The sequence below is a fragment of the Paenibacillus lycopersici genome (assembly GCF_010119935.1).
Classification (GTDB): Bacteria; Bacillota; Bacilli; order Paenibacillales; family Paenibacillaceae; genus Paenibacillus_Z; species Paenibacillus_Z lycopersici.
Window position 1 is genome coordinate 329319 of record NZ_CP048209.1, and the last position, 12115, is coordinate 341433.

The 12115-nt window shown below is 60.9% G+C and carries 10 protein-coding genes; 3 read left to right on the forward strand and 7 right to left on the reverse strand.

The features are described from left to right. Nucleotides 1-170: 170 nt before the first annotated feature. Nucleotides 171-938, forward strand: a complete 768-nt coding sequence (locus tag GXP70_RS01520) for a YheC/YheD family protein (protein ID WP_162354854.1) — start codon at nucleotides 171-173, stop codon at nucleotides 936-938. Between the two features lie 744 nt (nucleotides 939-1682). Here the strand turns inward: GXP70_RS01520 and GXP70_RS01525 are convergent. The 6 genes from GXP70_RS01525 to GXP70_RS01550 all read right to left on the reverse strand — a co-directional run bounded on the left by GXP70_RS01525 (nucleotide 1683) and on the right by GXP70_RS01550 (nucleotide 6965). Further along, the gene (locus GXP70_RS01525) at nucleotides 1683-3056 is read right to left on the reverse strand and encodes an MFS transporter (protein ID WP_162354855.1); all 1374 of its coding nucleotides are present in this window, start codon (nucleotides 3054-3056) and stop codon (nucleotides 1683-1685) included. Beyond that, nucleotides 3044-3820 carry an alkaline phosphatase family protein gene (locus GXP70_RS01530; protein WP_162354856.1) on the reverse strand — a complete coding sequence of 259 codons (777 nt, stop codon included), beginning with the start codon at nucleotides 3818-3820 and terminating at the stop codon, nucleotides 3044-3046. Before GXP70_RS01530 ends, GXP70_RS01525 begins: the two co-directional genes overlap by 13 nt. A 36-nt stretch (nucleotides 3821-3856) precedes the next feature. Then, nucleotides 3857-4621 carry a DeoR/GlpR family DNA-binding transcription regulator gene (locus GXP70_RS01535; protein ID WP_162354857.1) on the reverse strand — a complete coding sequence of 255 codons (765 nt, stop codon included), beginning with the start codon at nucleotides 4619-4621 and terminating at the stop codon, nucleotides 3857-3859. A 195-nt stretch (nucleotides 4622-4816) separates the two neighbouring features. Beyond that, complete coding sequence (locus tag GXP70_RS01540) at nucleotides 4817-5995, reverse strand: GGDEF domain-containing protein (RefSeq protein ID WP_162354858.1); 1179 nt, start codon at nucleotides 5993-5995, stop codon at nucleotides 4817-4819. Between the two features lie 271 nt (nucleotides 5996-6266). Then, nucleotides 6267-6560, reverse strand: coding sequence for a transporter (locus GXP70_RS01545; RefSeq protein ID WP_162354859.1), 294 nt, complete (start codon nucleotides 6558-6560; stop codon nucleotides 6267-6269). Nucleotides 6561-6599: 39 nt separating this feature from the next. Next, nucleotides 6600-6965, reverse strand: a complete 366-nt coding sequence (locus GXP70_RS01550) for a hypothetical protein (RefSeq protein ID WP_162354860.1) — start codon at nucleotides 6963-6965, stop codon at nucleotides 6600-6602. Nucleotides 6966-7130: 165 nt separating this feature from the next. Here GXP70_RS01550 and GXP70_RS01555 point away from each other — a divergent pair, with 165 nt between their 5' ends. Continuing rightward, nucleotides 7131-8702 carry an ABC-F family ATP-binding cassette domain-containing protein gene (locus GXP70_RS01555; RefSeq protein ID WP_162354861.1) on the forward strand — a complete coding sequence of 524 codons (1572 nt, stop codon included), beginning with the start codon at nucleotides 7131-7133 and terminating at the stop codon, nucleotides 8700-8702. Nucleotides 8703-8897: 195 nt separating this feature from the next. Here the strand turns inward: GXP70_RS01555 and GXP70_RS01560 are convergent, their stop codons facing one another. Then, nucleotides 8898-10448 (reverse strand): malate:quinone oxidoreductase, encoded by a 1551-nt coding sequence (locus GXP70_RS01560; protein ID WP_162354862.1) that lies wholly within the window; start codon nucleotides 10446-10448, stop codon nucleotides 8898-8900. 405 nt (nucleotides 10449-10853) lie between these two features. Between GXP70_RS01560 and GXP70_RS01565 the strand changes: the two genes are divergently transcribed. After that, nucleotides 10854-11816 (forward strand): D-2-hydroxyacid dehydrogenase, encoded by a 963-nt coding sequence (locus tag GXP70_RS01565; RefSeq protein WP_162354863.1) that lies wholly within the window; start codon nucleotides 10854-10856, stop codon nucleotides 11814-11816. Nucleotides 11817-12115 lie beyond the last annotated feature (299 nt).

Genomic DNA, 12115 nt, shown 5'->3' on the forward strand with positions numbered 1-12115 from the left:
CACCCGGGACGACAACCGAAGGGACGAGCGGTATCCCGTCTGCCGGGCGCCGAACGAGCTGGGGATAAATATAGGCCGGTGGGTTCCTTCGCGGCCATGACAGCCGCCGTGTCCGTTAAGGCGGGATATAAGTAATCTATCCCGTAAGGCGCGAAGGAGAGAGGGACACGATGCGTAGAAGAGCCACCGGCAGCATGTCGGTCAAGAGCAAATGGACGAAGACCAAATGGTTAAGGTCGGACCGCGTATTGCGGCGGTCCGTTCCGGATACGAAGCGCTTCACCCGTTCGTCGCTGGAGGTGATGACCGCCCGCTATAAGACGGTGTATTTCAAGCCGACGGGCGGAACCGGGGGCAACGGGATCGCGCGCGTTAAGCGGCTGGGGCCCGGCAGGTTCCAGATCCGGAAGGATCTGAGCACGTTCGAGGCGTCATCGCCGCGTGCGCTGTATGCAAGGCTGAAGCGGATCGCCCGCGGCCGGAGCTACCTGCTCCAGAAGGGGATCGCCCTTCAGACCTCGCGCGGCCGGCCGTTCGACCTGCGAATGGTGGTGCAGCGAACGAGAAACGGGAAATGGGTGCCGAGCGTCATGTTCGTGAAGCTGGGCAAGCCGAACAAAATCGTCACAAACTATCATCAAGGCGGCACGCTCGCGAAGATCGATCCGACGCTGCGCCGCACGGGATGCACCCCGAAGCAAATTAATCGGTACAAAAGACGGCTTGCCGCGCTCGGCATGCGGACGGCCCGCTGCTTTGAACGCCGCAGCGGCCGCTTCAAGGAGCTCGGGCTGGACGTGGCGCTGGACCGCGACGGGCGGCTGTGGATCCTGGAGGTCAATACCCGGCCGGGCTTCAGCGCGTTGAAGTCGCTGAAGGACAAGAGCTTGTACCGGACCATCGTCCGTTACGGCAAGCAGTATGGGAGAACGCGATAAGCGGCCGGGCTTGTTCCGTCTTGAGCCAAAGAGCAGCGGGGGGGGGCCGCTGCTCTTCCAGGCTGTCGAGGAATTTCGACGCCGCCTATGTCGCATGTACGGAAAGGAAAGGAAAGGATTCCCCTCGAAGACTAACGGACAGGGGTTCCGCTATTCGGGCGAAGTCGAGCTTTTGGGGCACCGCACGGACACAGGATCCGTTATTGTCCCCGAATGACATCGACAACAGGCTAATCGGCCGATATAACGGATTCCGTGTCCGCGAGCACACGAAAACACGTGATCATGAGGCGAATAGGGGATCTCCTGTCCGCGAGCATCGAGCATACGGGAAAACGTGATTAAGAAGCGAATAACGGAACTCCTGTCCGCGGGCATACGGAAAAACGTGATCAAAAGACGAATAAAACGGCCCAAGTGAATAGCTATCAGGAATCCTGTCCGCTTCCTCAGCATCAACGGACGCACCATGAACCAGCCGTGATGAAGCCGGCTAGTTCGAAACGGTGCCAGCAGTCCATGCAACGCCGGCGAAGCGGCAACAGGAGCCGTTCGTGCTCCAGGCGCAATTTGCCACGAGCCTGCTCGAAGCAGCCAGCGCATAGTGCTCAACAATCTGATCAAAGAGCAACGGGGAGTCCCCGTTGCTCTTTGATTTGGTGCGGATGGGCGCAGCGGCGAAAGTGCGCGCTGCCGGCTGTACGGCATGCCTCTGCTGCCGGACGAGCAGAGGGAGCCGGTGAATCAGAGGCGGCTGCCGGCTGCCTCGGCGGCGAACCGGTTCCAGCGCTTGGCGCACGCCCCGCATAGGATCATGCCCGCGATGGCCATTACGCACCAGGCGCAAATCGTGATGCGCCAGCCGTAACCCTCGCTTAGCGCGGCAATGCCGTATATGGAGCTTGCGCTTCCGAGGTAGGAGAACGCGTTAAGGATGCCCGAAATCGTCGACGCTTTGCCGGCGCTGGCGAAATGCATCGGCAGCAGGCTGATCAGCATCATGTTCACGCCATGCATGCAGCCGGTCAGTACCGCGATCAGCGCGATGCCGATTGCGGCGTTCGCGTCGTAGAATGCGGCCAGGAGGCCGGCCGCGGCACAGGCGGCGGTCCAGAGGAGCGCGGAGGTGCGAACCTCGTTCCGGAGGATGCGCTGCACGAAGGAGGCGGCGGATACGCTGACGATCGTGAAGAGCGGCAGGATCGCCGTGCTCAGAATGGCGGAGGAGTTGCCGAAGCCGTACGTGTCGCCGATAAAGGTCGGCATCCATGTCGTGATGCCGTCCCGCAATGCGCCCTGCAGCGTGATCGCCAGCAGAATCGGCAGCAGCCCCGATGCCATGATGAGCGTAATGGCCTTCGCCGATGCCGGCCTTGCGTCGATCGGATTCGCGGCGGCTGGCATCGCGTCGGCGGTCGCCGTGCCTTCCTGAGCCGCGTCGCCCCGCGCCGAGGCGGTTCCCGCCGCCTCAATCTCTATCGCGGCGGCTTCCATTCCGCTAGCCGCAGCTTCGCCGGCCGCCTTGCTGACGCTCACTGAAGGCGAGAACTTCCCAGCCCCCGCGAACCAGACCGCGGCGACCAGCATGGACAGCGCGGCTGGAATGACGAAGGACAGGCGCCAGCCGGCGAACACGATGCACAGCGGAACGAGCAAATAGACGCCGATCGTGCCGGCGGAAGCCGCGGCGACGATGCCGACGCTCGCGTTGTTGTAGGCTTCGCGCGACAACGTCTGCGTCATGATGCGCACGAGCGGCGGCCACAGCATCGCCTGGAATAGGCCGTTGAGGCACCAGATCGCGGTGATGAGGCCGATGCTGTCCGTGCAGGCGACCGCCGCATTGAGCAGCGCGGTGCCGGCAAGCCCGACGGCGATCATATGCCTGGGAGAGAGCCGGTCGCCCGCGAAACCGAATAAGGGCTGCCCGATTCCGTAGGCAACGGAGCTGCCGATCAAGGCCATGCCGGCGAGCTGATTGGACACATGCAGGGCATCGCCGATCTCGGAGATCGCGGCCCCGTAATTCAGCCGCGTCATGTAGCTCGTGAAATACACGAGGCAGCACAGCAGGCTGAAGGCCAGCGATCGGCGGCGCGACAAGGCTACAGCAGGCATCGGCCTTCCCAGTCTTTATGGCTTGGCACGCCGTTCAGACTCGCGATGGTCGGCGCAAGATCGAGAATGCTCGCCTGTTCGATTACGGTTCCGGGAGGCATCCGGCGGCTCTTGATGAATAGAGGAATCGTCATGTCCTCCGGCATCGTCGTGCCGTGCGTGCGGTCATGGCCGCCATGGTCCGCCGTAACGACGACGGCGTATTCCGGCGGCAAGGAGCGGACGATGCGCTCGATGGAAGACCACGACGCGTGCACGGATTCGATATAGGCGTCGGACATCCAGCCGTGCCTGTGGCCGACCTCGTCCACGAGGCCCAGGTACAAGAAGACGAAGTCGGGCGATTGCGTCTCGATATAGTGCATCGCCTGGTCGGTCAGCATGTCGTTGGTCGCTTCGTACGTATAGGCGCCGCCGGCGATGAAGCAGCTGAACGCAAGCGAATCCGGGCGGCTGAGATCGCGGAGCTGCTCCCAGTTGTAGAACATGCCGCATGCCTTCCGGTGCGCGTGAAGCTGCTCGCAAAGCCCGGCGATCGGCCGGACCTGGGGCGTATAGACGTTGTCCAGGATGCCGTGGCGCTCGGGCGGAACGCTGTGGAACAGCGACATATGGCAGGGAAGCGTGACGCTGGGCATGACCGTCGCCGCTTGCGGCGTATAACCGGAGGCCGCCTTCAATTCTTCGATAAAGGGATGGCCGCTGGCGGCCAAGGCGTCAGGGCGCATGCCGTCAACCAGGATCAGCAATACTTTTTCGTTCATCATGCACACTCCTTATTCGTGTTTGATCATGCGAAATCAGTGATTGATAATGCGCAGCGATTGCTTCTGATACAGCGTAAGCACATTCTCGGGCAGCCGGTCATCCGTGATCAGCATGAGGGACGGCGACAAGTCGCACAGCTTGACGGCGGCGACGGTCTCGAACTTCGAGCTGTCGGCCAGCAGGAAGATCTCGTCGGCATTGCGCATATAGGCCCGTTGAATCTCGAACAGCTCGTGCACGAACTCGCTGGCGCCGTGCCGAAGCGAAATGGCGGAGGGGCATATGAATACTTTGGCATAATGAAGCCGGCGGATCGCGTCGAGCGCCATATGCCCGTAGAACGCCTTCTCGTCCTTGTGGTAGCGCCCTCCGATCTGAATAAGCTCGATGCCTTCCGCGCCGCTCAGGCAGCCGAACACCTCCGGGGAATTCGTGACGACCGTCAGCTGGCGGAACCGGCCCTTGATGACGGCGGCCAGCTCCATGGCGGTGCTGCCGGAGTCGATGGCGATCATGTCGTTCTCGCTGATATACCGTGCGGCAATCTCGGCGAGCCGGTTCTTAAGCGCGGTATTATCCGTGATCCGCGCTTCAAGCTTCGCGAACGGTTTGCGCTGCTTGTGGGACACCGCGCCGCCATGCACGCGCGCGAGCGCCTGCTGCCGCTCCAGGTGCGCCAAATCGCGGCGCACGGTCTCGATCGAGACGCCGAACAGCTCCATAAGCTCGGCGACCGTGACCGACGATTGCTTCTCCAGCAGCTCCACGATCGCTGCATAGCGTTCGTTTGCAAACAAATGCAATCATCTCCATACAAATCAACATAAATACACAAACCCAGCATAGGCGCTGGCTGCCCGGTTGTCAATAACATCTTGCCGACCGGACGCGGAAAAACGAAAAAACACCGCCGAACGTTCAAACGCTGAACGATTCGCGGTGCTTATTCGGTTCGAAACGGTGGCCTTCATCGAAGGCCGGGGCTTGCATCGTCATGCCAATACGCTGTTCCGCTCGGTCGTCTGGCCTCGGGCAATGCCGTTGCGGCCATTACGCTTGGCGGCATAGAGCGCCTTGTCGCAGGACGTGTACAGCAGCTCCAGACGCGTAGCCGGCCCGGGAACGACCGTAATCAGTCCGATGCTGATCGTGTACGCGGTCGGCAGGCTGAGCTCGGGCGTCGCCGCGAGCGAATGCTGAATCCGCTCCGCAAGCTCGCTCGATTCGGACTCGTCCATGCCGGGGAGCAGGATGCCGAACTCGTCTCCCCCGTAACGCACGAACAGATCGGTCCGGCTCAGATGCGGCTCGACGGCCGCCGTGAGATTTTGCAGCACCAGATCCCCGGCATGATGGCCGTACGTATCGTTGATGGCTTTGAAATTGTCGATGTCGAACAACAGGTAGGAGACCGCCTGCCCTTTGCCGGCGCACATGGCGAGCAGCCGTTCGGCGCGGGAGGTGAACGTTCGGCGGTTCAGGGCGCCCGTCAAATCGTCATAGCTGGCCAGGCGCAGCAGATCCTGGTTGTCCCGCTCCTTGAGCAGAAGGACGAAGCCTGTATTCCCCAGCACGATGACGATAATCATCCCGGCGACGATCAGCGGCTGGTAGGCGCTCGGCGTATAGAAGCTTGTCCAGTCGGCGGCATGCAGCGCAGCCGTGCCGCGGCTTACATTCACCACGATGAAGAGCAGGTAGAGCAGACCCATGAAGCGCATCAGCATCGTCGACGAACGGCGCCACACCAAGCGGCAAGCCGGCGCCAGGATGAGCGGCATCACGGCAGAGCAGTATGCGATACGGACGAATTCGGGCTGCGTGAACGATACGGGCACGAACCCGGCGATGCCCAGGATCGCCATGGTCAGATAAGCGAGCTTGATTCGTTGATGCAGCGGCTCTTGCAGGCGCATGAGCACGATGACTTCCCAGAGCGTTGCGATAAGCAGGGCGGAGTTGGCGAGCGAGACGGAGACCAGATCGGGAATGGAGCCACGAAGAATAAACGCGTACCAGGCAAGCGTTTGCGTAAACTTCGCCCCGATAAACGCGTTGGCATACGAGGCGTTCGTACGATTATTCCAATAAGCGACGACGAGAATCAAGGCGAAGAGGTATCCGCCCCCAAGCGATAACATGATGGTTTTGGAATCCAGCAATATGGACATAAAGCTACACCGGCTTTGCCTTGAAATGACATATCATGCTGCCTTTCGTATAACCTGGGAACGCGGCTTGTCCATCATTCGGGAAGAACAGAGCCGATTCGACGTTCGATCCAACCAACGCAGGCGCATATTCCTAATAATCAATCTACCCCATAAACTTCCTTTGAAATATAGGACTATTGGCCTATTTGTCACTCCCTGGCTAAGGGAGGCCCTTGCGGCCGGAAGCCCCGCCGGCAGCGGCGGGGCTTCCGATTTCGGGCGGTGCGCCTCAGACGCAAGTAAACGCATCGATGCGCTGCAGATCGATGCCGGTGAACATCCAGAAGAACCCGTTCCACCGGAAGCCCGCGACGGAAGTCCGGCCGACGAAGGTCGGGAAGAACCAGAAGCCCGGTCCGCTGCGCGGCCAAACGTACGTCATGCGGAACATGCAGCGGGAAATGGCGCCCGGATCGACGGCAAGCGTCGATGCGCCCAGCGGACGCGGAGGAGGCGCTTGCGGCGGCGGCGAGGAAGGCGGCGACTGGGCGCCTTGCGGTCCGGTCGGCGGCATAAAGGCCATGCTGATCACTCCTTCGGTAAGTTGACTGCCCGCCGCTTATTAGAGCAGCGAGATGGCAAGCAGGTTGAACAACACCAGCGGCAGGACGTAGTTGTTGAAATTCGGTCCGACCGGACCCGGGAAGAAGCCGCGGTGGCCGTACTCATTGTTCAAACAGATCACGAGAATGCCCTTGTCGCAGTGAACGATGTGGCCTTCGAAGACGTCGCCGTCCATCAGCTCCACCTTCACGAGCCGGTGCATGTGGCTCGTGCAAAGCCGATGCAGCTGATCGTGGACGTTCCGCAGCGTTTGATGAACGTTGTCGTCGCATTGATAGATCGGCTTCATCGGATGATGGGACGGTTTCACTTCATGGTGGATCGGCTTCGTTTCTTGAGGAGCCGTGTTTGCTTTTGAGCTCATGGTCGGAAAACCTCCATAGGTAAACATGGAGTATCCTATGCAGCCGCCCACCTCGGCGTTACACGGGAGGGAGGTTAGCTGCCGCTTCTCAAGCGCTATTCGGAAGCGCGCCTTGCGAATGGTATAATAGAGCAAAAGAGCCGGCAAGAGAAAGGGGATCCTCCGATGAGCGTCATCCGATTGGAGAACGTAACGAAGAAATACGAGGACGCGCTTGTATTCCGCGAGGTGTATTTCCGCCTGAGCGGGGGCGAGCGGGTCGGACTGGTTGGCCGCAACGGCGCCGGCAAATCGACGGTGTTCAAGCTGATCCTGGGCAAGGAGGAGCCGACGTCGGGGAAGGTCGAGGTCGATCCGCAGGTGAAGATCGGCTACTTCTCGCAGTTCTCGGAGCTGAGCGGAAGGCTGTCTGTTCAACAGGAGCTGGAGGCATGCTTCGAGCAGGTGGCGCTGATCGAGCGGGAGCTGCAGGAGGTTGGCGAGCGGCTCGGCTCGGTTCAGGACGACGGCGAGATGGAGTCGCTGCTCGCCCGGCAGGCGGAGCTGTTCGAGCAGATGGATCATCTGGACGGGTGGAACGTCTCCGTGGAGATCAACACGGTGCTGACGAAGCTCGGATTTAACGACCGTTCGCGTCATCAGCCGGTCGACGAGCTGTCGGGCGGCTGGCGCAACCGCGCCGCGCTTGCGAAGATGCTGATCGAGCTGCCCGACGTCGTCCTGCTCGACGAGCCGACGAACTACTTGGATATCGAGGGCATCGCGTGGCTGGAGCAATGGCTGTACCGGTTCAAGGGCGCCATGATTCTGGTGTCGCACGACCGGCAGTTCATCGACAAGGTGATAACGCGTACGATCGAGATCGAGAATTATCATTTTCAGGAGTACGAAGGGAATTACACCGACTACATCCGCAAGAAGAAAATGCGCCGGAAGGAGCTGGAACGCCAGTTCGAGTGGGAAGAAGAGCTGCTGCTCATGGAGGCGGATGCCATCGACGGCCGCGCGAGCCGGAAGTCGTCCCAGGACCGGTTGTCCCGCAAGCTGGCGGACAGCAAGAAGCGGATCGAGCCTTACCCCGTCAACGTCCTCATTACGGATATTTACGAGCAGCTGCGCTTCCCGGACAAGCTGTGCGACGTGATCGGCATCGGGCAGACCTACGAAGGACGGCAGATCTTTCGGGGCGTCAGCTTCGACATTCAGAAGGAGGACCGCCTGGTCATTACGGGACCGAACGGAAGCGGGAAATCGACGCTCATCAAGGCGCTCACGGGCCAGGAGAAGCCGGAGTCCGGCGAGGTGGTCTGGGAACGGGGCGTCGACTACGCGTACTTCAACCGGATGTGGGAGGAGCTCGATCCGGAAGATACCGTCAGCCATGCGGTGAATACGTTCGGACTCGGGCTGAAAGCGCCGCGCAAGAAGGTTCATAAGTTCCTGTCCATGCTTCAATTCTCGGAGGCGGACCTGAGCAAGCTCATCGGCAGCCTGTCCGGGGGGCAGAAGGCGCGGGTCGCGCTGGCCAAATGCTTGCTGTCGGGCGCGGCCGTTATTATTCTGGACGAGCCGACGAACCATCTGGATTTGACGAGCATCCAGGTGATGGAGCAGGCGCTCATCCACTTTCCCGGGGCGGTCGTGACCGTCAGCCATGACCGCTTCTTCATCGACAAGGTCGGTACGAAGATGCTGATCTTCGACCCGGAGAAGGGCGTAATCGAGCAGGCCATATAACGCGGGCATAAGTCGGCGTCAGCCGGGTTCAGAGCGAAGCTCGCCCGATTGACCAGACGCGATCGACAAAGCGGCAGCCATGGAGCAAAGGGGAAAGTCCCTTCGTCCCGGCTGCCGCTTATTTAATCATTGCTATTAGCCAATTAACGTTATGCAATCGCCGATTCGTGCAATCGCCGTTTCGCGCAAGCGAACCTAAGATACCGTTCTGCGGACTTTCTTCTCCGATCCGCCGCCGTTGTTCTGGCCGGCTTCGCCAGCCTCGGCGCCGTTCAAGCCGAGCGCCCTTGCAGTTGCGATATGGCTCTCGCGAATGAGCTCCGGATTCTTCAGCAGCGACATGCCGTAAGAAGGAATCATGTCGATCAGCTTCGGTTCCCATCCCTTAATATGCTGCGGGAAGCATTTTCTTATGACTTCCAACATAACGGAAACGGCAGTGGATGCGCCCGGAGAAGCCCCGAGCAGCGCCGCGACCGAGCCGTCGGCCGCGCTGATGACTTCCGTGCCGAATTGCAGGGTTCCTTTGCCCGCGGCGGTGTCTTTGATGATCTGCACCCGCTGGCCGGCGACGAGCAGGCTCCAGTCCTCGCCCTTGGCATTCGGAACGAATTCGCGGAGCGCTTCCATGCGCTTCTCCTTGGACAGCATGACCTGCTTGATCAGGTAGGTCGTAAGCGGCATGTTCTTCACGCCGGCCGCCATCATCGTAACGAGGTTATGCGGCTTGACGGACTTGATCAGATCGAGCATGGAGCCGTTCTTCAAGAACTTCGGCGAGAAGCCGGCGAACGGTCCGAACAGCAGCGATTCCTTGTTGTCGATAACCCGCGTATCCAGATGCGGCACGGACATCGGCGGTGCGCCGACCGGCGCCTGGCCGTATACTTTCGCGCGATGCTGCGCAACGATGGCCGGATCCTGGCAGACCATGAACAGGCCGCTGACCGGGAAGCCGCCGACGCCTTTGCCCTCGGCGATGCCGGATTTCTGCAGCAGGTGCAGGCTTCCGCCCCCGCCGCCGATGAAGACGAATTTCGCCGTGCGGCGTTCGATGCCGCCGGACTCGACGTTGCGTACCTTCAATGTCCAGCCGCCGTCGCCGTCGCGCTTGATGTCGTCGACGTTCTGGTTATATTTGATCTCGACGTTCTGCTTCTTCAAGTGGTCGAACAGCATGCGCGTCAGCGCGCCGAAGTTGACGTCCGTTCCGGATTCGCTTCGCGTTGCCGCCACCGGTCCGTTCACCGCGCGGTCCTTCATCATGAGCGGCACCCATTCTTTCAGCTTCTCCGGATCTTCCGTGAACTCCATGCCGTTGAACAGCGGGTTGGCGGACAAGGCCGCGAACCGTTTGCGCAGGAAGGCCACGTCCTTCTCTCCTTGCACGAAGCTCATATGCGGCACGGGCACGATGAAATCCCGCGGGTTGCTGATCAGATTGCTGTTCACCAGGTAAGACCAGAACTGTCGCGATACCTGGAACTCTTCGTTGACTTTGATCGCTTTGCTAATATCTATGGAACCGTCCGGTTTCTCGACGGTGTAGTTCAGCTCGCATAGTGCAGAGTGTCCCGTTCCGGCATTGTTCCATTCGTTCGAGCTTTCTTCTCCCGCGGCTGCGCGCCGCTCCAGCACGGTGATTTCCCAGTGGGGCGCCAATTCCTTCAGCAGCGCGCCAAGCGTCGCGCTCATGATGCCCGCGCCAATTAAGATAACGTCAGTTTTCTTTTGTGAGTTGCTCATTTCATGTTTACCGTCCTTATATCCTATGATTTGCAGAAAGGATGTTAGGCGTAATCGTGCTTCAAGCGCCGCAGCAAGCCGGGGCGCGATCAGGTCAAACATCTTTTCTGGATCAATGCTCCTTCCTAGTGTATCACTATTAGATATAGATTAAAATCATTCTATGTTTCCTCCGCCTGTTTTTGTTACCGGCGTTTCCACATCCTAGACATACTTAGCGCGCATTAGCGCGGACGCTTCGATGCGCGCCGCCGCCGAATGAGGCATTGAACAATTCCGGCCGGCAACGTATACTGCGAACAGAATGGCATTATGAACCAGCGGCGGAACCGGCGCTTCTAATAGAGGTAGAGGGCAGCCAGAGCATCCGGCGTTCCGACCGCATAAGAGGAGGTCTACCAACCGATGAGAGTGATGCTTTGTTTAGACGTATTCACCGCGCAGCAACAAGAGACGATCCGCCAGGCCGCGCCCGAGGGCGTTTCGGTCGTGTTCGGCCGGGCGTCCGAGCTGGAGGACCGCTTGTTCCGGGAAGCGGAAGTGATTTTCGGCTGGCATGCGAAGGTGCTGGAGGCGGCCAAGGCGGAGGACGGCAAGCTGCGCTGGGTGCAAAGCATGTCTTCGGGCATCGACAACCTGCCGCTGGACGCGCTGGAATCGCACGGTATCCTGCTGACGGACGCGAGCGGCGTTCATGCCCGTTCGGTCTCCGAGACGGCCGTCGCCATGATGCTGGGGCTGTCGCGCGGCATCGCCGCCGCCGTGAACAATCAGCGGACAGGCCTGTGGGAAAGCCCGAAGACGCTTGCCGAGATGAACGGCGGCACGGTCGCCATCGTCGGCGCGGGCGAGATCGGCCGCGAGGTGGCCCGGCTGTCGCGCGCGTTCGACATGCGCGTCGTCGCCGTCCGCCGTTCGGGCGGCGGCATGCCGGAAGCGGATGTCGTCTATGATACGTCGCGTCTTGACGATGCGTTACGGGAGGCGGACTACGTCGTCAACATCCTGCCGCTCACGAACGAGACGCGCCACCTGTTCCATGCGGAGCGATTCGCCGCGATGAAGCGCAGCGCGTACTTCATCAACGTCGGCCGCGGCGCCACGGTGCGCACGGAAGATCTGGTCGAGGCGCTGAAGCGCGGCGTTATCGCCGGCGCCGGGCTCGACGTGTTCGAGCAGGAGCCGCTGCCGGCCGATCATCCGCTCTGGGCGCTGCCGAACGTCATTCTGACGCCGCATAATTCGGGCGGATTGACCGTTCGCAACACGGAGCGGCTCGTCAACCTCTTCGCCTCCAACCTGCGGATTTATTACTCGGGCGCTGCCGGCGAATTGCGGAATCTGGTGGATTACCGGAAGAGCTATTGATTAGCGAATGGAGAGCGTGCCGATCAGGCGGCGCTTGAATCGCGAACCCGTATGGCAGGGCCGGCCGTTCTGCCGGCGTTTCCGACGCAGAAACCGAAGGCATGGCGCGACCACCGCGCCTGCCGCTTCTGCGGGGCGTGATAGCCGCGCGCCTGCCCAGTCTGCGGGGTGCGAAAGCCCCGCGCCTGCCCGCTCTGCGGGGCGTGATAGCCCCGCGCCTGCCGTTTTGCGAGGCGCGAAAGCCGCGTCCGCCCAGTCTGCGGGGGGCGTGATAGCCCCGCGCCGGCTGTTCTGCGGGG

What these genes read in the sequence shown, in the direction of transcription:
- GXP70_RS01550 (WP_162354860.1), bottom strand. Translation starts at nt 6,965, where the DNA reads ATGAGCTCAAAAGCAAACACGGCTCCTCAAGAAACGAAGCCGATCCAC.
- GXP70_RS01565 (WP_162354863.1), top strand. Translation starts at nt 10,854, where the DNA reads ATGAGAGTGATGCTTTGTTTAGACGTATTCACCGCGCAGCAACAAGAG.
- GXP70_RS01555 (WP_162354861.1), top strand. Translation starts at nt 7,131, where the DNA reads ATGAGCGTCATCCGATTGGAGAACGTAACGAAGAAATACGAGGACGCG.
- GXP70_RS01530 (WP_162354856.1), bottom strand. Translation starts at nt 3,820, where the DNA reads ATGAACGAAAAAGTATTGCTGATCCTGGTTGACGGCATGCGCCCTGAC.
- GXP70_RS01540 (WP_162354858.1), bottom strand. Translation starts at nt 5,995, where the DNA reads ATGTCCATATTGCTGGATTCCAAAACCATCATGTTATCGCTTGGGGGC.
- GXP70_RS01525 (WP_162354855.1), bottom strand. Translation starts at nt 3,056, where the DNA reads ATGCCTGCTGTAGCCTTGTCGCGCCGCCGATCGCTGGCCTTCAGCCTG.
- GXP70_RS01545 (WP_162354859.1), bottom strand. Translation starts at nt 6,560, where the DNA reads ATGGCCTTTATGCCGCCGACCGGACCGCAAGGCGCCCAGTCGCCGCCT.
- GXP70_RS01520 (WP_162354854.1), top strand. Translation starts at nt 171, where the DNA reads ATGCGTAGAAGAGCCACCGGCAGCATGTCGGTCAAGAGCAAATGGACG.
- GXP70_RS01560 (WP_162354862.1), bottom strand. Translation starts at nt 10,448, where the DNA reads ATGAGCAACTCACAAAAGAAAACTGACGTTATCTTAATTGGCGCGGGC.